At 51.4% G+C, this 23929-nt stretch carries 10 protein-coding genes; 2 read left to right on the top strand and 8 right to left on the bottom strand.

Going from position 1 to position 23929, the window contains the following annotated elements:
• Positions 1–20 precede the first annotated feature (20 nt).
• Positions 21–2423 carry a glycoside hydrolase family 127 protein gene (locus tag K7P01_RS18570; RefSeq protein ID WP_267295800.1) on the top strand — a complete coding sequence of 801 codons (2403 nt, stop codon included), beginning with the start codon at positions 21–23 and terminating at the stop codon, positions 2421–2423.
• Positions 2424–2434: 11 nt separating this feature from the next.
• On the opposite strand, the gene K7P01_RS18565 is transcribed toward K7P01_RS18570, so the two are convergent.
• From K7P01_RS18565 to K7P01_RS18530, 8 genes are all read right to left on the bottom strand, one after another.
• Positions 2435–4033 carry a glycoside hydrolase family 43 protein gene (locus K7P01_RS18565; RefSeq protein WP_267295799.1) on the bottom strand — a complete coding sequence of 533 codons (1599 nt, stop codon included), beginning with the start codon at positions 4031–4033 and terminating at the stop codon, positions 2435–2437.
• A 15-nt stretch (positions 4034–4048) separates the two neighbouring features.
• Positions 4049–4252: an alpha-L-arabinofuranosidase C-terminal domain-containing protein gene (locus K7P01_RS18560; protein WP_267295797.1), complete on the bottom strand. Its 204-nt coding sequence runs from the start codon at positions 4250–4252 to the stop codon at positions 4049–4051.
• 159 nt (positions 4253–4411) lie between these two features.
• Complete coding sequence (locus K7P01_RS18555) at positions 4412–6346, bottom strand: glycoside hydrolase family 97 protein (protein ID WP_267295795.1); 1935 nt, start codon at positions 6344–6346, stop codon at positions 4412–4414.
• 176 nt (positions 6347–6522) lie between these two features.
• Complete coding sequence (locus tag K7P01_RS18550; protein ID WP_267295793.1) at positions 6523–8964, bottom strand: sugar-binding domain-containing protein; 2442 nt, start codon at positions 8962–8964, stop codon at positions 6523–6525.
• Positions 8965–9028: 64 nt separating this feature from the next.
• Entirely contained in the window at positions 9029–10591 is a 1563-nt protein-coding gene (locus K7P01_RS18545) for a glycoside hydrolase (protein WP_267295791.1), read from the bottom strand.
• Positions 10592–10656: 65 nt separating this feature from the next.
• Entirely contained in the window at positions 10657–12333 is a 1677-nt protein-coding gene (locus tag K7P01_RS18540; protein WP_267295789.1) for a RagB/SusD family nutrient uptake outer membrane protein, read from the bottom strand.
• A gap of 11 nt (positions 12334–12344) precedes the next feature.
• Positions 12345–15470 carry a SusC/RagA family TonB-linked outer membrane protein gene (locus K7P01_RS18535; RefSeq protein ID WP_267295787.1) on the bottom strand — a complete coding sequence of 1042 codons (3126 nt, stop codon included), beginning with the start codon at positions 15468–15470 and terminating at the stop codon, positions 12345–12347.
• A gap of 206 nt (positions 15471–15676) precedes the next feature.
• Entirely contained in the window at positions 15677–19864 is a 4188-nt protein-coding gene (locus K7P01_RS18530) for a hybrid sensor histidine kinase/response regulator transcription factor (RefSeq protein ID WP_267295785.1), read from the bottom strand.
• Positions 19865–20774: 910 nt separating this feature from the next.
• Here K7P01_RS18530 and K7P01_RS18525 point away from each other — a divergent pair.
• Positions 20775–23924 carry a SusC/RagA family TonB-linked outer membrane protein gene (locus K7P01_RS18525; RefSeq protein WP_267295783.1) on the top strand — a complete coding sequence of 1050 codons (3150 nt, stop codon included), beginning with the start codon at positions 20775–20777 and terminating at the stop codon, positions 23922–23924.
• Positions 23925–23929 lie beyond the last annotated feature (5 nt).

The raw sequence follows: 23929 nt of genomic DNA, 5'->3' as shown, positions 1-23929 counted from the left end.
AGGATTAAAAATAAAGCGCCATGCGAAAAACACTCATTCTCATAGCAGTTGTTCTCAGTATTCCTTTGCCCGGCGGGGTGATATGGGCGCAAAGCGTCTTGTATAAAGGTATCTTTCCGTTAAGCGAGGTAACATTATTGGATGGACCTTTTAAGCATGCCCGTGATCTTAACCTCCAGGTAATTCTACAATACGATGTAGATCGCTTGCTGGCGCCGTTTTTAAAAGAAGCGGGCCTGCCTCCGAAAGCGCTGAGCTATCCGAACTGGGAGGGGTTGGATGGACATGTCGGCGGACACTATCTGTCTGCATTGGCCATGAATTACGCAGGCACCGCAAACGCTGCTTGCAAGAAGAGAATGGAGTATATAATCGATGTTCTTAAAACGTGTCAGGATTCCCATACAAAGCATCATGCTGTGTGGGGCGCTGGTTATGTAGGGGGTGTGCCCCATAGCCAGGAAATCTGGTCAACGTTAAGTACCGGCGATTTCAAAGCTTACCGTGCAGCCTGGGTGCCGTGGTATAATGTGCATAAGATGTATGCCGGGTTACGGGACGCGTGGATATATGCCGGAGACGAGGATGCCAGGCGTCTGTTTTTAACGTTTTGCGATTGGGGGATAAAAATTACAGCCTCGTTGACGGAAGCGCAAATGCAGACCATGTTGGATATGGAGCATGGTGGCATGAATGAGATTTTTGCAGATGCATACCAGATCTCGGGGGACGTCAAATATCTGACGGCCGCAAAACGTTTTTCACACAAGGCCCTTCTGGATCCCCTATCTTCGGGCATCGATAACCTCGATAACAAACATGCCAATACCCAAGTGCCGAAAGCTATTGGTTTTCAGCGCATCGCGGAACTTACGCAGGACAAACAATATTCAGATGCCGGCCGTTTCTTCTGGGAAACTGTTACCCAGAATCGATCGATCGCTTTTGGCGGCAACAGCCGCCGAGAATTTTTTCCCGCGATAGCCTCCTGCGAGGATTTTGTACATGATGTAGAAGGGCCCGAGACCTGCAACTCGTATAATATGCTCAAGCTGACCGAGGATTTGTTCCGTGTACATCCGTCGGCGGAATATGCGGACTACTATGAGCGAACGTTATATAACCATATTTTGTCAACGCAGCATCCCGTTAGCGGTGGGTATGTTTACTTTACACCCGCCCGTCCGCGACACTACCGCGTGTACGCTACGCCCAATGAAGCGATGTGGTGTTGCGTGGGTAGCGGCATGGAGAATCACGGCAAATACAATCAGTTTATTTACACCCACAACAACGATTCATTGTTCCTGAATCTGTACGTCGCGTCGGAATTACACTGGGCGGAGAAAGGTATCCGGATTCGTCAAGAAACAAACTTTCCGTATGCGCAACAAACCCGGTTGAAGGTTACCGAAGGAGCATCGCATTTTACCTGGATGGTACGGTATCCTTCGTGGGTAGACGAAGGTACATTGAAAATCAAGATTAATGGAAAAAATGTTGTGTATACGGCCAAACCATCATCGTATATCGCGATTAATCGGAAATGGAAAAAGGGCGATGTCGTGGAAATCCAGCTGCCGATGCATCGTCGGATTGAACACCTGCCCAATGTCCCCCATTACGTGGCCATACTTCATGGCCCCATCCTGCTTGGCGCAAAAACCGGTACCGAAGATTTAAAAGGTTTAGCGGCGGACGACAGCCGTTGGGGCCATATTGCGAACGGTGAGCGGCTTCCGATCGACAAAGCGCCGATCATTATCGAAGACGATCTCCCCGAGATGGTCAATAAGCTCAAGCCGGTATCGGGAAAGCCCTTAGCCTTTACGACGTCCGGATTAAACACCATTCATGCTGCCGACGTCGTGTTGGAACCGTTCTATCAAATTCATGATTCCAGGTATATGATGTACTGGCTGGCCTTGACTCCTCGTCAGTATCAGTCATACCTCGATTCATTGGGCAGGTTGGAAAAAGAAAAACTAACCGTACAAAAGCGAACAATCGACTTTGTCGCACCGGGTGAGCAACAACCCGAAGTGGATCACGCCATGGAAAGCGATCAATCGCGAGCAGGGTCTACACATAACGAATTTTGGAGGGATGCTGAGGATGGAGGGCATTTCAGTTATCAGCTCGCGACAGGAAATGAAAAAGGGCTGAGTCTGATGGTTCGATATTGGGGAGCAGAATGGGGAAACCGAAAGTTTGAAATTTATATCGACAACGAGAAATTGATTACAGAAGATAACACCGGGAGGTGGAATCAATCAAAATTCACTGACATGGTGTATGCTATTCCTGATTCGATGATCCTGGGCAAGAAACATATCCGGATAAAGTTTCAATCACTGCCGCAAAACTCGGCCGGCGCCGTTTATTATGTGCGCTTGCTCAAGGAAGGTGGACCGGATAAGTAATCCACAGGCATCTAGTTTTCCTCCCTATGCCCCTGTATTCTGAAAAAATCGAAATCAACGCTTCCGCCCACATGTTGGCTCGCATACTGAAAGATTCCATAACGGTATCCCATAAAATGAGGCAATGTATAGCTCATTTTAAGTTGCGCCCCGATCGTCATCCACGACTCTCCGTCCAGGCTGTAAAAGAATGACGCGGTATCGTTTCGTTCGTTAAAGACACATTCGATTTTCAGGAAGACAGCATTAAGCCTGAGCGGCAGGCGGGCTATTTCAACCGGCCTTTCTGTTTCAGCGCTGACCATGACAATACTCTTCGTACCATTGCTCATCTTCACCCCGACAAGCCCATATCGCTTCTGCAGCACAGCCAGGCCGGCAAAATCACCATCCTTCATGTTCGATACATCGAGAAAGGTTATGCCGGAGCACGCTGGGCCGATCGTACGCTGCGTAAGGGTGTTCCGCGCCTGAAGAAAAGAAGTATCTATCCTACCCGTTGTGAGACGTAGATAACCAGGTCTCGCGGCGAGAGACCAAAGCGTATTGTCGGGATTGTGGTTCCATTGCCAGACGAGCGGCAACGGCCGATCGAGTTTTCTTCTGTTAAACTCGTCGGAAGCAACGATGCCGGGTACGAGGCCCCGGCTGGAAGGAAGATTGAGCTCTACAGGCACCTTGCCCTTTTGCCCTAGTATAGGCCAGCCGTCAACCCATTGTACCGGCACCAGGTAAGGAATGCGCCCCACCGCACCAAAGTCGCGAAACAAATAGGCATACCAGTTGCCGTCGGGCGTATCGATCAGGCCGCCTTGCGCCACGCCAAGATCTTGCAAGGCCAGGCGGCCTTCATACGGGCCGGTTATCTTGTCGGCGCGATGAATTACCACCGTGCGCATCCCACCTTTCGGCCAGGTAATGTTAAACAGGTAGTATTTGCCGTTCACTTTGAACAACTGCGAGCCTTCCGCTTTCAGGCCGACATCAGGACCTGCCGGTGCGCTGGCGTCTTCTATGATCACCTGCTCGGTTGTGCCGGGCTTTATACCCGAAGCATCGGCTGTAAGTTCCACCAGCCGCAGCGTACCCACCCCATAGACGAGGTACACGCGTCCATCGTCATCAAAGAAGAGTGTATGATCGTGATAGGACGGTTTGAACGACGAAACTTTCCACGGGCCTTTCTCGATGTTACGCGTTGTAAAAATATAGGTCTTCCCCGTGGTCTGCGCAAAGGTCGTAACGTAGTAGGTACCGTGGTGAAACCGCATGCTGCTAGCCCACGATCCCCTGCCGTACGAATTTTTGCCGTCGACCAGATTCAACGCGTCGATGTCCGCCAACGTGTCATAGGCATAGTTGACCAGCTGCCAGCTCACCAGGTCTTTCGACTTCATGATGGGTACGCCCGGACTCATGTGCATGGTGGTACTGCTCATATAGTACACATCTTTCACGCGAATTATGGACATATCCGGCACGTCCGCAAAAACTACGGGATTGCGCGCCTTCCACGACTGTGCCCCTGCCAAGAAGGTAATGCACTCCAGGAGAGGCACCAGCAGTACCAGGAGAAAATTCCGACAGGAAGAAAGAATGACATGTTTCATCAAACGCAAAAAATTTTAACCCCTTTCCTTGATCCGAAGCAACGTAAATGATCCCGCCGGTGCATTGTACTCAAATGTCCGCGTTATTTTCAACGTGGATTCGACAAACATCACAGGGTGCTGATCGTCGTATGAATTTTCCTTTTCCGGAGGCCCCTGCAAGACTGTTTGATGCGCGGTGGAGGTAATGCCTTTGAAGCCCGACAGGTCGATCTTCATAACCTTCGCATCTTTTCCTGCATTCGCTGTTATTAATTGTTCTAAATACAATTTATCACAATTAATATCACAAAGTCAAGTAGCAATAGAGATGCAGAATCCTGCGCTGAGTACAGGGCCAATTGATGCCGGCCAGTACCGGCTATGCCTCGTTTACGATCATTCGAGAACCATGACAAATCCGCCATTTACCGGGAGCACAAGATCCCGCTTCCTCCCCTTCGAAACGTTAAATTCATCTTTTGAAAACAGGGACCCATTTCGCCCCTCGGTGTAAAGTGTGGCCTTACTTTTTTTGAATGGAGCCAGATCGAGATTTATCTTCCGCCCGGTGGTATCTCCATTAATGCCCGCAATGTACCAGCGATTACCACTTCTTCTGGCAATCACAACATACTTTCCGGGATAGCCGTCTATGAAAGTTACGTCATCCCAATGGTCAGGCATGGTTCGCAGGAAATTCTTTACGTCATCCGGCACTTCTGCCATGCCCTCCGGCGACTCCGCATAGTGCTGAATCCCCGACAAAAACAAAACCGACAACGCGAGCTCGAATGCAGCCGAAGTTTTTCTTGTACATTGACTATGGGTGAGCTTATGCAAGTTCATGGGCGTGAAGTCCATGGGATCATAGGCATTGCGTGTAAAGGGTAGCATGGCGCAATGATTCGCTTGCACGTCGGCATGATGCTGGCTGAACGTGACCATCTCCATACCCATTACTGCTTCTGCCGAGACCAAATTAGGATAGGTGCGATGCCAGCCTCTTGGAAGCGTAGCGCCGTGAAAATTCACCAATAATTGATACGCTGCCGCATCTTTTAAAATATCCAAATAGTATTTCATTACGCTTTGACCATCGCCGCCGAAGAAATCCACTTTTATACCTTTAATACCCATCCCCTGAATCCGTGTAAATTCCTTTACCCGGTCTTCATGCGAAAGGAGAAGATTTTTGGGATGATACTCCACCGTATTCCAGTCTCCGGCCGAGTTATACCAAAGTATAAGCCCAACATTCTTTTTTACAGCGTAATCGCTTAAAACTTTTATGCTGTCATATCCGATCTTTGTATCCCAGTCGACGTCGATCAGACAATACTGCCAATGCATCTCCGCGGCATAATCGATATATTTTCTTTGTTCACGAAAAGTAATATTTTCATCCTTGCTGTTGATCCAGCTCCAGCTGGCTTTCCCGGGCTTTACAAACGATACATCTTTTAGCACGTTTGCCGGCGCGAGGTCTGTACCGAGAGTAGATTCCATGATACTTTTAAGACTACCCACCGCAATAATTCTCCAGGGAGTATACCAGGGCTGATTGTTCACCGGTAGATAACCGCCGCCCGTATACACCTCTTTGGGATCGGGCATGCCTATGTGATAGATACTGCTCAGGGAGTCGTTCAACAACCTGCTGGCGCAGTAGTGTTCATCTACACCGGTTTCGGTTATCAACGCCCAGATGGCATTTGTTTTGAAAAGGGCCGGGAAGACCCACCCGGAATGAAAAGAAGGCATTGTGCCTGCCGGTATATCTTGTTTGTAATGCTCCTCGTAGCTCGGATAAGTGTGATTCCATCCCTCCTTGGCCTTGCTCATGGGTTGTAGCCATGCCCTGGCCGCTGTGCTGAAGTGAAAGGATGTGGCTTCGCGTTCGATGACCTGTTCCTGATTGACCCAGGGGAAATAATATCGAAAGGCAAGACCATCGTCCGACATCCGGAAGATAATATCCATCTGTTTCCCCTCCGTATTTGCAAATGAAGCTGTCAACTGCTTCGCCTCATAGTGAATGTTGCTTTTTTTTGCATTTGTCATCTGATAGTCGTCCTTTACGAGCAGGGGCTCCGATAGGGAGAGTAATTTCATCCCTTGCGAGAAATTATGCCCTTTCATCACAATCCCCAGCGTAGAAGGTTCAAGCACCCTTACCCCCGATTTCATCAGGTTATACTGTATTTCGCCCGACTCCGAGAGCGATAATTTCAACTGCAGCAACTTGTCTGGGCTTTCCAGCCGGACAGTTTGCTGTGCCTGAGCCAACACGGCAAAGCACAAAGACAACAACAGTAGTATTCTTCTATACATCCAGACTAAAGGTTTAATGTTCTATTATTTTGAAGTGGTAATCCTAACCACTACAGCAATATCGTTAGAAATCACCTTCGTTACCAGCGAGTCACCCTCCTGCAACGAGCTTTTCCGGATTCCGGTTTCCTGCGTTCAGACCAATGATGGCCTGTAGCCTTACATGATCTCTAAGCCTATTTTAACATTAACACCACCTCGGCTTCATTCAGGCCAGGCGCCGAAAGAATAACCTTCACTGACCCCGGGTTTTCCGCCTGAATATATCCCAACCATTTGCCACAGAAGGCTTTTCGATTGTTCCCCTTATAATCTTCATGACTGGCCAGGTCGCCACTTTCAAGGCCGATAAGCCTGGCAGGTCCTTCGAGTCGGCAGCTAATTTCGTGCTCCGACGACGGCACCACGTTTCCCGCTGCATCCGTCACCTCCACGACAATGTGAGCAACCTCGCGACGGGCTGCGGACAGGATGGCTCGATCCACGGTCACTGTCAACTGACTGGCGGCGCCTGCTGTTTGAAGCGTATAGCGGCCTGTCTCCTTGCCTTTAGTATAGGCCACGAGGGTGGCAGTGCCGGGCTGGTAGGCAACTTTCCAGCGGATGATCTTCTGTTCACTTTCCAGCAGCGGCTTCCGGCTAACAAGCCGATCGTTTATAACCAACTCCGCCTCGTCGGCGTTGGTATAGCCCAGCACAGTGAGCGAATCACCCGCCGTCCAATTCCAGTGGGCGGCGGCCCCCCCGCCCTGGCGTCGTGCGCCCTCATGAGAAATCTTCGCGGCCGCCAGGTATATCACCGGCTCATCGGTCCACAGGCTTTTGCGATAGTAATACTCCGGCTTCGGAAAACCGGCCAGGTCTACCAGACCTGCGCCACTGCCGCGTACAGGCCAGGCGCGGGCTTCGCCGAGAAAGTCGATACCAGTCCACAGAAACTGGCCGGCGATGAAGTCATTCTTCACCACTGCCTCCCAGGCGTCATATCCTTTGCTGTTTTCACTACCATAAATAATTCGGTGGGGGTGTTGATCATGATCGTCGGCATAGCGGTACTCCTGGTAGTTATACCCCACCAGGTCGAGCGCTTCTGGATACGTGGTGAGGTTGGACATCACCACCCCTGCCAGGGCCGCTGTCACGGGACGGGTAGTGTCATATTGTTTCACCACCCCCGCCAGGTGTGCCGCGATCTCGCCGAGGCGCCTGGCGGGCGGGTTGCCCGCCTGATAACCCTTTCCATAAATCTGCGGGTTGCGGCCCGTGTTGAGAATTTCGTCGGTATAGGGGTCGTTGGGATAATCAATCTCGTTGCCAATGCTCCACATCAAAATGCAGGTGCGGTTACGATTTCGCAGAATCATGTCGCGCACGTCGCGGTCGGCCCACTCCGCAAAGTTTTTGCTGTAGCCATCCTTGCCGGGCTCCCCAACGTTCCAGCCCTTGATCCATTTGTTTTTGCTTACCTCCCACTCGTCAAAGGCTTCGTCTTGTACGATCAGGCCGAGCTTGTCACATAAGTCATAAAGGTAATCCTGGTGTGGATTATGGCTCATCCGGATAGCATTGCAGCCCATGGCTTTGAAGAGCCGGAGGCGCCGCTCCCATACATCGGCGGGAACGGCCGAGCCAAGGGCGCCCGCGTCATCGTGGATACACAGGCCTTTGAGTTTGACGTTGCGGTCATTCAGAAAGAATCCTTTGGCAGCATCAAAGCGAAAGCTGCGGAAACCGACGGCCTCCGTTACCGTTTCTGTCTCCTTTCCGTCTACAGACAACGTTGTGCGTAGCGTATAAAGTGTTGGGGTCTCCGGCGACCATAGCTCCGGCTTATCGACGTCCAAGTTCATCGTGACATCGCCGCCGGTCACAACAACGTGTCCGGAGCCCTCGCCACGGCTAACGGTCTTACCGGCCGCGTCGACCAGTTGGGCAGTTACACGCACGGCTGCGGGTTTCTTTGTTTGGTTCTCAACATGCACCGCCAGGCGGGCCCGTGCACGGGTGGCAGACACCTCCGGTGTCGTAAAGGCAATACCCCATACCCCAATGTGTACCGGCGCCAACGTCAGCAGGTATACGTTTCGGTTGATACCCGAACCACTATACCAACGGGAGTCGCCAAAGTCGGTATGATCTACCTTTACAGCTACGACATTTTCGCCCTGCTTATTCAGGTGCGGCGTAATGTCGTAGTAAAACGAAGCGTAACCGTTGGGGCGTTTGCCGAGGTGCTGGCCGTTGATCCACACGTCACTGTTTTTGTATACGCCGTCGAAGTACAGGTACAGCCTTTTGTTTTGTTGTGTCGGAACAAGATGGAACGTTTTACGGTACCACCCAATTCCCGCTGGCAGGTAACCCGTCCCACTGGCCCATTCTTCGCTGAAGGGCCCTTCAACACCCCAGTCATGTGGAAGTGAAAGGGCACGCCAGGAAGCATCGGTGGTCGTAGGTTTCTCCGCGCCGGCAACATCACCTTTGTGAAATCTCCAACCGTCGTTGAACAACATGCCGCGGCCCTGCTGCGCACAAAGCGGTATAGCCAAAATTATAGAAGTAAACAGCAGGAAGATTGATGTCGCAGTCAGGTATTTACCGGGTAGAATAGGCATCATAAGATATCGTTCGTTTTTATATCGTCTCAAATCATTGTTCTACGGCACGCGGCCGTCATTCATGTTACTCCAGCGTGCTGACCAGCGTCACGACAGACCGGCCAGGAATAGTGACAGGCTCGTGACTGTCTTGCACAGGTCGTGGTTTCAGATCGTCACCGACGCCGGCCGAAGTAATGTAGGCGATAACCGGTACGTCCGCACGCCCCTCAACCGACAGATGCAACGGCACGTCTTCCCGGCCATAGTTCACGATCACAGTAACGAGTTTGTGTGTATCGTCGTGCACATAAGCAGACACCAGCAGCCCCTGCACATTATCGATCGCAACATCGTCCGACGATACGGCTACTCGTACCGATCCCGGCCTCACAAAGCGGCTAAAGTTACCCAGCGCCCACAACAGCTTGGTGTCCTCCACCGTGCCATCGGCCTTATTTTTTTCTACATATACCAGGCCGTCCTTATAGTCGTATGCCGACAGCGACGTCCACCAGTGCCATGCAGAAGCGTTGGCAACGGTCAGGTCGTGATGAACGAGACGCGCCACATACAAAGCCGTCGTCATACCGCGGTCCTTACCGGGGCCGGGTATCTCTTCTTGCTCACCAAGCACGCAATATTCACTTTGCCAGAACTCCAACGGTACGGATGATGCTTTTATCTTGGCGTCTACCGCTTTGCGGACGGAAAGCATTTGGTCCATCGGTGCCGACGTGAAATAACTGTGAGCGGAGATGACCTTATCAACCGACTTCATGTCGCCTACGTACCGCGGTGAGGTCGGCGAAAAGAAATCGTCCACCTGGTTTCCGCGGGTGGGCTTGTCGGCCGTTTCGTACAGGTAGTTGATTTTACCTGCTTCGGCCAGTTGTATTTTGGCGGCAAGACCCTCGGCGATGAATACAGAGTCGAGCTTGCGGGTGATGTCGTATATCTCCTGGTTGGTATAGGGGCTTCCCTCCTGCCCGTTGCCGGTCCACTCCCACTGTGGCTCATTAAAGGGACTAAGGTAGTTAAACACCGTTCCCTGGTCACGGAAGTGTTTAACGACTGTGGCCAAAAACACGGCGTAGTCGCCATAGCGTGAGGACAAGATGTTGCCCTGTTCACCGTTGCCGGAGTAGGCCTTGCCGTTGCGGGTGAGTTGTACCGGGGGGCTATTCACAAACGCCACAAACCGATCCACCCCGCGCTGGCGGGCAGCTTCCAGAAACCACTGCTGCCCGGCTTGCCGCGTCCAGGTATAGCTCCCGTCGGTATTGAGAAAGCCCTCCGTACGACGCCATTCATCGCTAATATTATTCTGGGCCGCACTGCCGGCGCCGATGTTGAAGCGCCACAGCGACAAGCCAATGCCCTGAGGCTTTCCGTTGGCGTCGTTGTCCATACTGAATAACCAGTCGGCTACCCGCTGGCGTTTGTCGTCGGGCCATTGGCCTACAAACTGGCACGCCCAGGCGTCCGAGCCGCCAAAGTTATGGATGGTCTGCCGCCGGTCGTCGACGTGTATGGTAACAACGCGTGCGTCGGTCGTGACGGAGACCGAATCATTCCGCGAGCAGGTCGTCAGAAGGACCGCCAGCGCAAGGCACCAGGGTCTGAAGTGTGTAAAGAGAGATTGCATGGATAGTATATATCTTCAACATCGATCCCGGAAGCATATTGCTCCCGGGATCGTGAGTACAAGGGCTAGTAATGTGGGCTCTGATCCAGACGGTCGCCGGACGATTGAATCTCCGCGCGGGGAATGGGGAGCCAGTAATGTTTTTCCTCAAACTTGCGTCCATCGAGCGCTACTACCTTCTGGTACGTCAGGGTATTACCGCTTTTGGTGATTGATACACCGTAGGCGGGTTCGTTCTCAGTGTCCATGGCGATCATCCACCGGCGCACGTCGTAAAAGCGATGCTCTTCGAAGGCAAGTTCCACCTGACGTTCGCGGCGAATGGCATCGCGCATACCGTTCTTGTCAAGTCCCGCCGGTAGGTCGGGCATATCCGCGCGCTGACGTATGAGGTTGATCGCGTCATACACCGAGGCGTCGGGGCCGGCCACTTCATTCTGCGCTTCCGCGTAGTTCAGCAGTACCTCGGCATACCGCAGGTAGATCCACGGCTGCGTGCCGGCAACGTCCCATGGGTTTTGGATAGGCAGTGCATCGTTCAGGAATTTCTTCAGGTAGTATCCCGTCTTCGAGGCGTTCCAATTGTCCTGACCGTCTTTGCTGTCTTTTCCGCCGGGCAGGAAGGTTTCGATCTGACGGCCGCGGTAGTCCGAACCGTTGTGCAGAACGCTGGCATTAAAACGCGGGTCACGGTTGGCATAGGGGTCGGCTTTGTGCGCAGCGTTGTCCCAATCAAAAGGCACCGCCGTGGTCGCATCCACCTTCACTTCGTAAGCATCCACCAGATTTTGTAACGGCGAGTTTCCAGCCCAGCCACCGTATCCGTTCGGACCGTTGGAAATTTCAAGGCAAACATGGCGCGCGCCGACGGCATACAGCCGCTCGAAGATGATCTCGTTGCTGGAAGGCGAGAGGAACAGCGAGCGGTAGTCGGGGTGCAGCGAATAGCTCAGGTCCATCACGTCTTGCGCCGCGTCGGCCGCCGCCTGCCAGGTGCCCGCATTGTACAACGGACTGGCCGCATACAGCAGCATCCGTGCTTTCAGCGCCAGCGCAGCGCCGCGGGTAGCCCGGCCAAGTTGCCACGTGGAGTTGTTCGAAGCCGGCAACCCGGAAGCCGCTTCGTCGAGCTGAGCAACCACATACTGTACGCCTTCCGCGATGCTCGATTTTTCAAACAATTCTTCGGCCATAAGGTCGTCGGTGAGGTTATAAACCTTGTCGCCCATCAGCACCACCGAGCCGTAGTTGCGCACCAGGTCGTGGTAGCGATACGCACGAATAAATTTCAACTCTGCGGTGAGCCACGCTTTGTGAGTCGTGCTCATCTGTACCTGGTCGATCACGCTCAGCGCATAATTACACTCACGAATGCTTCGGTAGCTGCGCGCCCATTGTGTACCTGTAATGCCAAGATTCTCCGGGGCCAGTTGCCCCCGTTGCACCACCCAGGTGTTATCATCGTTGTTGTAGATAGCTTCATCGGTAAGCGACGCCCACAGGGCGTATTCAAAACCACGTCCGAAACCAGGCGGCGTACCTTCGGCTTCCTTGTCTTGAAGGCGCACACCCATATAGCGGTTTATCACAAAATCTTCGAACAGCGACGAGTCGTTCACAATCGGATCGTCGCCGATACGGTCGGTCGCTTCAACATCCAGCAACCCGTCGTTGCAGGCACCGGCAAGGCAGGCAAGGGCGGCCAGGACTACCGGGTATATACACTTTACTTTAAAGTTCATAGTCATAATGATTAAAACTGAAGATTGACGCCTACGTTGATGATGCGCTGCTGCGGATAAAACTGACCGCTTTCGCTACTGCCTTCCGGATCGTAATCTTTCACATTGGTAATAGTAAAAAGGTTAAATGCATTCGCATATACGCGCAGGTTCGATAGATGCAACCTGGAGGCCAGCGCGCCGGGCACGTTGTAACCGATAGCGATGTTTTTCAGACGCAGAAAAGACGCGTCGTTCAACCAGAAGTTGTTTTTATACGACCCATTGATGGACGCAGACGCCCTGGTGTCCACACGCGGGTAGCTGCCGTCGACGTTCGAAGGACTCCAGCGATTGTCGGCCCAAGTGCTGTAAAAGTTACCGACAGTGCCCGACTCCGCCAACACATATTGGCTCACGCGGCTCTGCCCCGCAAAGAGAATGGACACGTCGAAGTTCTTCCAGCCAGCGTTGACATTAACGCCGTAGGTAAGTTCCGGAATGTTACCATACCTGGTACGCACCTGGTCGTCGGCCGTAATCTCACCGTCGTCGTTATAATCTTCATAGATCAGGTCGCCCGGTTGAGCATTTGACAAGTGCGGGTAGCTGTCGAGGTCCGCGGCGCTACGGAAGATACCGATGGTGTTGTATAGCAGGTAGCTGTTCAGCGGCCGGCCGGTCTGACGCTGGTACGGCAATACCGAAGAGGCCTCATCCATAAAGATCACCTCGCTTTTAGCATAGGTCATGTTGGCCGAAACGTTGTACCAAAAATCCCCGGTGTGTTTATACCCCACCGTCATCTCGATACCGCGGCTTTTTACTTCGCCGATGTTTTCAGATGGTACCAGCGGGTTGTAGGGATTGTTCGGATCCTTCGGATCAAAGGGATTAACAATCCCCGAACTGCCGGGTATCGAAGCGTTGCGCGGCGCCAAAATATTAGAGCGGTCTTGAAGAAAGTATATAAACTCCAGCGAGAAGTTGCGCAGCACAGTGGCGTTCAGGCCAATGTCCGTCTTCTTGGCCACTTCCCAGGTAATCCGTGGGTTGGCCAATTTGGTCAGATCAATGCCCGGATGCTTGTCGCTTCCGATCACGTACACGCTGTTAAACGAGTAGTTGTTGAAATACTGAAACTGCCCCACGTTGTCGTTTCCTAACCGGCCGTGCGAGGCGCGGATTTTGAGGTCGTCGAGAAACGTCACGTTGTCGGCAAACCAGCTTTCCTCCGAAATCCTCCACCCTGCAGAAACAGCCGGAAAAGTGCCATACTGCTCTCCGTCGGGGAAGGTAGACGAGCCATCGATCCGCACCTGCACTTCGGCCAGATACTTTTCTTTGTAGTTGTACGCTGCGCGGCCAATATAGCTTTGCCGGGTATAGTTATAGCTGGATCCTGTGTTGTCACGGTCGGTCGCCGCCGATCCCCCCTGGGTCAGCTCAGGGGTGAGTGACGTGGGGTAGTTCAGACGCGTGGCGCCCATCTTTTCGCGATGCGTTTTGCTCTGCTCGTACGCAACAAAGGCATTGATGTTGTGGTCGCCCAACTGGCGCTCGTAGTTTAACTTGCCGTTGTAACTGATCAGGCTGTTGTTTTCCTGCGACTGCGTCATCTTCGCGGCACCGGAAGATCCACCGGTAACCGACCGGGTATAAACATCGGTCGCGCTGTTATAGCCATAGACAGCATACGGCTGGGCAAAAGACTTGGAAAAATTCCAGGTCTTGTCCACCGCATAAAAGCCGTCCACGGAAAGCCCCTTCACCGCAGGAATAGCATAGCTTGCCCGCAAAATGCCGTTGAATACCTGGATGGGATTTTTGTTCGTACCTCCGGCGCTTGTCGCCAGCATAATGGGGTTGTTGTTCTCGATGCCCGTGGACGGAAAGCCGTTCGGGTAACGCGCAATGACCGTCGGGTACGCCCGGTAAATGGACCGGAAAATATCGTTCGCCCCCGTGGTAGGAAAGATACGGTCCTCCTCGCGGCCAGCCAGCGACAGCGATACTTTAAAGTCCTTGGTGATGTTGGCGTCTATATTCGACCGAAAGTTATACTGGTTGTACTTCGTCGCACCGTGGCGGTACAGACCATCCTGGTATATTTTGCCGAGCGATACATAGTAGCGAATGTCTTCCGTACCACCATTAATGGAAAGGTTCTGCTGGTTTTGCAGTGCAACAGACTTGAGAGTTTCGTCCGCCCAGTTGGTGTTGGGATAATTGACGGGGTCCGAACCATCGCGGAAGCGCTGCAGCTGCTCTTCGCTATAGTGCTGGTTCATGCCGCCCGCCTTATTGTTATAGTAATCTATCTCGTTCTGAATGGTCGCATACGTAAAGGCATCGGCCATGTCGGGCAACCGGGTCGGCGACGAAAAGCCCTGGTTGAAGCTGTACGAAATCGTAGGCTTGCCGCTCTTGCCGCGTTTGGTGGTCACGAGTATTACGCCGTTAGCAGCGCGACTGCCGTACACAGCGGCAGAAGCGTCTTTCAGAATCGAAATGCTTTCAATGTCGTTTGGATTAAGTCGCTCCAGGCCACCGAGCTGGCCCGGTATACCGTCGATAACCACCAGCACGTCGTTATTACCGGTAGTGGCCAGACCACGAATGTTATAGCTGCTGCCGTCGTAGCCGGGCTCACCGCCACGGTTGCTGGCAATGATGCCCGAAAAGCGGCCCGCCAGGGAGTTGGACACGTTGGTTTGCGGACTCTTGACGAGGTCACCGCCTTTCACTTGCGAAACCGATCCGGTCAGGGTCTCGCGTTTCTGCTCACCGTATCCTACCACCACAACTTCCGACAGGGTCTCGATATCCGTCACCAGGGCAACATCGATAGAAGTCCTGGTACCCAGGGGCACCTCCTGAGAGGTATAGCCAATAAAGGTAAAGATGAGCACCGGGTCCTTGCCAGACACGCGCAGGCTATAACGTCCATCGGTGTCGGTAGTCGTGCCTTGCGAGGTCCCTTTCACAATCACGCTCACCCCTGGCAGGGGTGCATTGTCCTCTTGAGCCGTGATGACGCCCGTCACGGTCACCTCCGTTTGCGCTCGCAGGGAGCCGGAACAAAGCAGGCCGCCACAGACTGCCACGAGGAGCAGCACCCGGGGCGCCAGGATGTTTAGTAAATGTTTTTTCATCATAGGTTTGTTTATTAGGTATGGGAAATGGCTTCTGCAAACCATTGCATAAAAGTGACCGAAATCGTTTGCTATGAGCGGGGGTGAACTTGTATTTCGTGAGGGGCGGATGGGTAAGGGCCCCAGAAACGCTCTATTGGCGTCTTTTTAGCGGTCTACTCCATAAAAAAGTACGTACAGGGGGTATCGGCTCCGAAGCAGGTCAAAGATTAACCCGTCTCCCCCGCGTTTTTCAGAAAGTCAGACGGCGAATAGCCAAATTCCTTGACAAAACACTGCCGGAAATACTTCAGGTCCGAGAAGCCAACCATGTACACAACCTCAAAGACTTTATATTTTTTGGACTTCAGCAGCTTGGCCGCCTCCTGCATGCGGAGAGACCGCAGATACTCCACCGGCGAGAGGCCGGTCAGCATTTTCACCTTCTTATATAATAAAGAGCGGCTCATGTTGAGCGCCTCGCACAGTTCGTTTACATTGAAATCCTTGTGGTCGAGGTTGGTCAGCAGCATTTCATAAATAGTGTGCAGAAATTTCTCGTCGGGAGATTGCGACGCCAACGGCTCCGGTCCGGGCGTTTGAGCTGTAAACAGGTTGCGGTAAAAACGCTTAAGGGTCTCGCGTGACTGCAGCAGGTTATTGATCGTCAGCGTAAGCATCTCCGGACTAAACGGCTTGGTAATGTAGGCGTCGCCGCCGATCTCGATCCCCTCCTTGTGATGGGTTAGCGATGTTTTGGCCGTCAGCAATACCACCGGAATATGGCTCGTGCGGATATTGTGTTTCAACTCACGACAAAAGTCAATGCCGTTCATGCCCGGCATCATAATGTCGCTGATCACCAGGTCGATGTGGTGTTCGGCGGCCAGGGTAAGTCCCTCCCCCCCTTCCACCGCCTCCATCACGCGGTAGTCTTTCGCCAGGTATTCGCGTAAAAACGTACGGATGTCTTCATCATCCTCTACAATCAGCAGACAACGCTGTCCCTTGCGACCGGTGACATCGTCCGCAGCCTCTTCGAGTAGCAACGGCGGGGTAGGCACGACGACGCCCCCGGGTTGTAGCAGGAACTTGTCCTCACCGGCATCAGGCACAATCTCGTTCGGTTTGAAATGGTCCTTACCCAGCGGAAGCTTCACGCTGAACGTCGAACCACTCCCTTCCGTGCTTTCAACATAAATCTCCCCCCGGTGCAAGTTAACCAGCTTCTTAGCCAGCGCCAGGCCAATGCCCGAGCTCATCGGCCCGGAGCTGTCGCCACGGTAAAACCAATCGAATACACTTCCCAGTTGTTTACGCGGAATGCCGATGCCATTGTCTTTCACCTTGATCGACACCTTGCCCTGCGGCCACTTTTCAGACACCTGCCGGTGCAGCGATACGCTGATTTCACTGCCCTTGCCGATATATTTAAAGGAATTGGAAATGATATTCGTAATCACCATCTCCATCTTCTCTTTATCAAACCATACCTGCAACGACGGCACATCGGAATAAAACCGGAAGGCAACGTTCTTACGCGAAGCCAGTTCCTGAAAAGTAATACAGATCTCTTCCACAAAAGCTACCAGATCGTCTTCCGTCACGTGAAGAACGATGTTGCCGCTTTCGATCTTACGATAGTCCAGCAGCTTATTGATCAGGTTCAGCAACTTGTGCGCATTGCGGTATACCATCTTCAGTTTACGGCCGTTCGGAGTATAGCTCCCCTCGCGCGTCACCATCTCTTCCAACGGGCCGATCATCAGCGTCAGCGGTGTACGAAACTCGTGGCTAATCTCGGTAAAGAAGGTCAGCTTCTCTTGCACCATCCGCCGCTCGCGCTTGCGTTGCGCTTTTTCGATCTTGAGCCGCTTCCGCAGGATAGTTTGTTTCCTACGCACAGTTACCACCGCGAAACACAGTCCCCCCGCGACCACCACATACAAACAATACGCCAGCGGTGTGCGCCAAAACGGCGGCAGGATGGTTACGGCAATACTCGCATACTCGTCGCTCCAGGCATTCTCCTGATTAGACGCCTTGACTTTAAATATGTAGTCGCCGGGCGCTACGTAACGATACGTGGCCGAGCGCTGCGCGCCGACATAGTTCCAGTCATGATCCAGCCCTTCCAGCTTGTAGGCATACACATTCTTCTCGGGATAGCTATAGTTAATGCCTACAAAGTCAAACGTAAACACCGACTGATCGTGCGTCAACGCAATGGCCGGCGTGCGGCTGATAACCTGGCGTAGCACAAAGTCGCTGTCGTTGCGGGCATTTACTTCCACCGGTTTGTTGAACAGCTGAAAACCCGAAATCATCACGCGCGGCTTCTTAATATCCTGTTCCACCTGGTCGGGATAAAAAAGGTTGCAGGCCATCGTACCGCCAAAGCACATATACCCCGTCAGGTCGTTGTACAGCGCTGCCCCCGGGTTGAACTGCCCCTCTTGCAAACCATCGTTCACGTCGTAATTGGTAAACTTCTCCGTCACAGGATCATACTTCGAAATACCTTTGTTGGTGCTAAGCCACAGATTGTCGGTATGGTCCGCCAGAATAGCATAGACTGTATTGTTCGCCAACCCGTGTTTGTCACTAAAGCGGCGCAGCGCTTTCCGACCCGGGTTGTATACACTCAACCCTCCCCCTCCGGTACCGATCCATAGCATACCCTTACGGTCGAAACGCAATGCAAAGATCACATTGCTTTTGAGTTGATCTTTTGCATCCGACGAATAGAAGTATCGTTGGGACTGCGCTGCGCCCGCCGCCCGATAATGCACGCCATCGCCGTAACAGCCTAGCCATAAACCACCAATACTGTCCTCCGCAATCGCGCGGATGTCGCCATCGTGCAGTACCCCCGTGGACCCCGGCACCTGGCTGTAGCCGCGACGCGTTTCATCCACCCGACAAAGCCCCCCGCGGTTGGTACCCACCCACAATGTGTGCTGCGCGTCTTCGAAGATCACACGTACGTCGTGCCCCCCCGTCAGCGCCGGGTCGCCCAGGTAACGGTAGTGCTCGAAACGGTCGTGCTCGTTGTCATAGCGAAACAATCCCTGTGAATAGGTACCGAACCACAGATTGTTATGGTGATCACGAAAAGCACTGAGCACAGCGTTGTCTTTCAGACTTCCCGCGCGCCCGTCAGCCTTGTAATGCCCGATGGTCTCGCCAGTACTACGCGCGCGGTATATACCGTCGCCATCGGTACCCAGCCACAAGCTGCCGTCGGCATCATAGCACATACCGTAGTATTGCACATAACTAAGCGACTCGTCGGTATACTGCTTGCGCTGAAACTTTATAAACTTCTCCCGCAAGCCACTTATCATATACACGCCATCACCAAACGTACCCACCCATAGGTTCTTGTCTTTGTCTTCGTACAGTGACAGAATAGTGTGTTTGGAGATATTGTAAGTGTCCAGATTCTGAATACGCTTAAAGATGATATCGTCCAGATTGCGACTACCGAGCTGCCGCAGGTCTAACGCATAAAGGCCACCACCTTGCACGCCGATCCAAAGGTTTTCATGGCTATCGGCCAGTAGGGTAAAGATGCTCCTGCCCGCAATGCCGAACTGTGCGTCGTTGAAGGTATAAAAAGTGTTCTCCTGCCGCTTGTACAGCACCAACCCATTGGCCGTACCGATCCATAGGTTACCCGCCTGGTCCTCCGCAAAACACCGCACCGTATGCGACGGCAGCAGCTTCTTATCCGACAAACTCTCATGTTTTTTTTCGATCTTCCCCTTGCTCACCTGGAACACGTCAAGCCCGCCGTTCTGGGTCCCCACCCACAGTAACCCAAACTTATCTTCCAGCAACGTCAGCGTCTGCGTACTCGTAAGCCCAGCCAACGTTTTGTCAGTGTATGGTGTGAAAGTATGGGTAGTCTTATCAAACGACGCAAAACCTGCCCCATACCACGCCACCCACAAATTGCTCGCGCCCCCCTCGGCAATAAAACTCACGTCGTTCCCAACGCCCTTCGCATCCGACGGCAGCGGGTGTTTATACAACGTAAACTGTTCCTTGAGCTGGTCGAAGAGGTGCAGCCCCTTGCGAGAAGAAACCCAAAACGCCCCGCGCGAGTCTTTAAAAATACTTTGAATGAAGTTGTCTGCCAGCCCCCGAACCTGGTCGGGGTCGTATTTAAAGACCTTAAAAGAGTAGCCATCAAAGCGGTTCAGACCGTCCTCGGTCGCAAACCACATCAGCGATTGCTCATCCTGCGTCATACTATTAACCACGCCCTGCGAAAGACCCTCCCGAATGCCGTAATGCCGAATGCGGCTCTTAGGCTCGTGCGGTATAAACGCGGTCAGCAACAGTACAGCTGCGCCCAATATCAGTCCGCGCAACGCGTGCGAAAAACAATATCCGTTCGTATCACAATTCATGGTCCCCACAGCTAAGTCCGGACAGCCAAGTTACCACAACCCCTCTGGCTTGCAATGGGGGTATTTGTGTAAACCATGGGGGGTATTTGGATTTAAAAGGCCTCCCCGCCACCCATGTGCGAAAACACAGCGGGCCTGGGCAATCCCATTCTATGAGCTTGCTCCACCCAATTTGTTAAGCGGGTCAAAGTGACGCTCAAACATTTTACCACTGAAATAGTCTCTTGTAGATATAGCTTTTACGCAGAAAAATTTTTAGCTTCATTAACTTTCCAACGGAATCTCGAAGATTCTCTATAAATGATCCGTTCATCTGTAAAAGATTGTAAACTGATCATTTAAGCGATGTACTCCCATCTCATATTCAACACTTATATCATGTATGGCCATTTCAGCCGGATCACTTTTTATTTGACGAACACATTTAAAAGGATAACATAAATTCTCTCACCCCAATGCAGATTAGCATACTGCAAGAAAGCCTTCTATCTCGATTAAGGGTTTCACGAATATTACACTTCAATGATATGACTGAGGCCCTGACGAACCTTCATGAGTGTGTGTGTCTATGTGTGATGCATGTGTATATATGTGTGCATGTGTGTCAAGAAATATTTCCGTCAACATAGTATTAGATTCTTTTCACCACCCCGTTTTACCTCAAATACACTTTTAGTAAAAATAAAATCTACTGTTGAGTTGGTGCGTTGAAGTCGCTGGGCAAATATCCGGTGGTTGGAGATCTAGTTTGTTTGGACAAACTATTATACCTCGCCAATGGATGCGCCTGGTCACTGGTAATGGTTGTGTTGCCTGCCTTTAAAGATACAGGCGGCTTTTTGGTAGAATGAATTGCTCCTTTGCCGGAGGTTCAGATTATAAATTTTCACAACAAAAAAACCATTATTCTATGATCAAAAAAGTACGAAGGAGGGTAAAATTGCTAATAACTCTGGGCCTGAGTCTTTGCTTTGCGATAGCCGCACAAGCACAGACCACCACGGTTGCTGGCAAGGTAACGTCTAACGGTGACGGTTCTCCCCTACCCGGTGTAAGTGTATCGCTGAAGGGCACTTCAACGGGCGCGTCAACCGATGCTGACGGAAATTACACGATAGAGGCTCGCAGCGGCGCCACGCTTGTATTTTCATTTATAGGTTATGCCACACAAGAAGTGAATGTTGGCACACAAACCGAAGTGAATGTTGTGTTAGTGGAAGATATTACGCAGCTCGGTGAAGTTGTGGTGACTGCTTTTGGTTTGGAAAGAGATAAGAAAGCGCTAACCTATTCAGCACAGATGGTCCAAACTGACGAACTTTCAGAAGCACGCTCCCTGAACGTGGCGAACTCCTTGTCAGGAAAGGTAGCAGGGCTAAGCTTCTCAACCACCGGAAACGGTGTTGGCAGCTCGTCAAGAATTACGCTCAGAGGTAACCGGTCACTAACGGGAAACAACCAGCCGCTTTTCGTCATTGATGGTGTGCCGATGGATAATTATATGAGCCCCACATCAACGCCGGGAACGGACATTGGAGGAACTACCACCTTTAACGGTATCTCAAGCATCAACCCGGAAGACATTGCTTCCATTTCAGTATTGAAAGGTCCATCAGCAGCAGCGCTCTACGGAACACGTGCAAGCAACGGGGTTATCATTATCACCACTAAAAAGGGCTCCGCGGGGCAGAAAGCTACTGTATCCGTTTCATCAAATCTAATGTTTTCCAAAGCATATAACATGCTGAACCTTCAAGACCAATATGGTCAAGGACGTGCCGGCGTGTATGATCCAGCATCCCGGAATAGTTGGGGACCTGAAATGGTTGGTCAGGAAGTAGCGGCATGGCAACTTTCATTCAATCCTAATTACGCAGGGCCGGCAACCTATGCACTTACCCCCCAGCCAGACAATGGCATGGACTTCTTCAAAACCGGGTACAACTGGGCAAAGACCATTTCTACGTCAATGGGAAATCAGAATACCCAGGGATATTTTTCCTATACTAATACCACTTCAGAAGGTATAGTACCAGGTAACGAGCTGAAAAGGCATAACGTGAATTTGCGCGTCACCAGTGACCTTAGCAGCAAGCTGAAACTGGATGTAAAGACCAACTACATCTATCAGGAAATCGACAACGCGCTGAATACTGGCGAGGGATCGATCGGTGAGGGTGCTTATGCAATGCCCAGAAGTATGCCCTACGCGCAATACAAGGATTATCAGTATATAGATCCTGCAGGACAGATTCGCTACAATTGGCCTACTCCAAACTCTATCGGGGGAGTACTGGAAAACCCAGCCTGGCTCGCCAAAAGAAACCTGAGAACAGACGAGCAAAACAGGTTTATCGGGATGGCATCGTTGAAGTACAACTTTACCAGCGCGCTCAGCCTACAGGTGCGATCCGGACTTGATCAGTCATCGATTTCAACAGATATTTCCAAGTATGCTTCACAGTCAGTAATTGCGAATGAGGTTGGGAGCTATTCACAAGCAAGAGGAACCACTCGTGAGTTAAACTCAGACTTTCTTCTGGCTTACAACAAAAAGTTTGGAGATTTATCTGTTAACGTAAGTGCGGGTGGTAATTCGCTAGTACAAACACGATCTACGCTAACGGTGAGTGGTCCGCTTAGTAAGAGAAACTTTTTTGCGATAAGCAACATCTCTTCTTATACACCAGTCTCTGAGCCTTATGACAAGCGAATCAACTCACTGTATGGTTTTGCTCAGTTAGGCTACAAAGACTATCTGTTCCTGGATGTTACAGCACGTAATGACTGGTCTTCAGCGTTGCCTAAAAATAACAGATCGTATTTCTATCCATCGGTAGGTCTTTCAGGAGTATTGACGGATATATTTAGCGTTGAGTCCGAAATATTGACTTATTTGAAAGTAAGAGCTTCGCATGCTTCTGTGGGTAATGACACCGAGCCTTATCGATTAAGTCAACAGATTTTTTACTACGGAACGGATGGTGGAGTCGTGCAATCATCAACCATGCTCAATAATCCAACGCTTAAGCCGGAAATCTCCAGTTCAAACGAGTTCGGATTAGATGCCCGGTTTTTGAATAACCGGATCGGGTTAGATTTCACCTTCTACGAAACCAAGACTAAAAACCAGATCTTTACTATAAACGTGCCGGAATCTGGCGGGTCTGCAATCGAGGTAGTGAACGGAGGTTCAATTCGGAACAGAGGGATCGAAGTGGTACTGAACGCAGATATTATCCAAAGCGATAATTTCAAATGGGATGTAACCCTCAACTATTCAAGCTACAGAACGAAGGTACTGAGCATCATGAAAGGTCGTCCCTCACTGTCGATCAGAACAGGATCTGAGCGACTGGTCCAAACAATTATTAAAGAAGGAGGCGGCTACGGTGACCTTTACATCAGAGGTTTTAATCGTACAGCCGATGGACAGATTCTGGTAAATGGAACCTCAGGTTTGCCAGAATTCACTCCTGGCTTTGATATTAACGCAGGTAACTTCAATCCGGATTGGCTGGGTGGTCTTCAAAACAGGCTGTCGTACAAAAACTTCTCTCTTAGCTTCCTGATCGATGCCAGGGTCGGCGGTACAGTGATCTCCTATACCCAGTCAAAACTGGCCGGCGGGGGAGCAAGCGACATTACAGTAAGGGGACGGGAAGAGAATTTTGTAGTAAAGGGGCTTGTTGCTACGCGTGCTTCTGATGGAACTATTACATCTACGACACCGAATACAACTTCCATTTCGGCAGAAAATTATTGGACGCAGGTTGCAGGCCGGGACCCAAGATCTGCAGAAGATTTTGTATTTAGTGCAACCAATGTCCGTTTGAGAGAATTGGTACTCGGGTATTCACTGCCGAAGAAATTTTTAGAAAAAACTCCACTCACGGGAGTGAATTTCTCGATTGTAGGAAGAAACCTGTTCTTTATCGTGAACAAGGCTAAGTACTTTGACCCTGAACAAGGGGTAGGCGTAGGAAACCTCCAGGGCGTTGAATCATTCAATATTCCTACCACCAGAGACATCGGGTTTAATGTGAAAGTAAATTTTTAAAAGAA

Source organism: Parachryseolinea silvisoli (assembly GCF_021190955.1).
GTDB lineage: Bacteria > Bacteroidota > Bacteroidia > Cytophagales > Cyclobacteriaceae > Ohtaekwangia > Ohtaekwangia silvisoli.
Note: the sequence above shows the minus strand (reverse complement) of the source record. Positions and strands in the feature narration are given on the sequence as shown.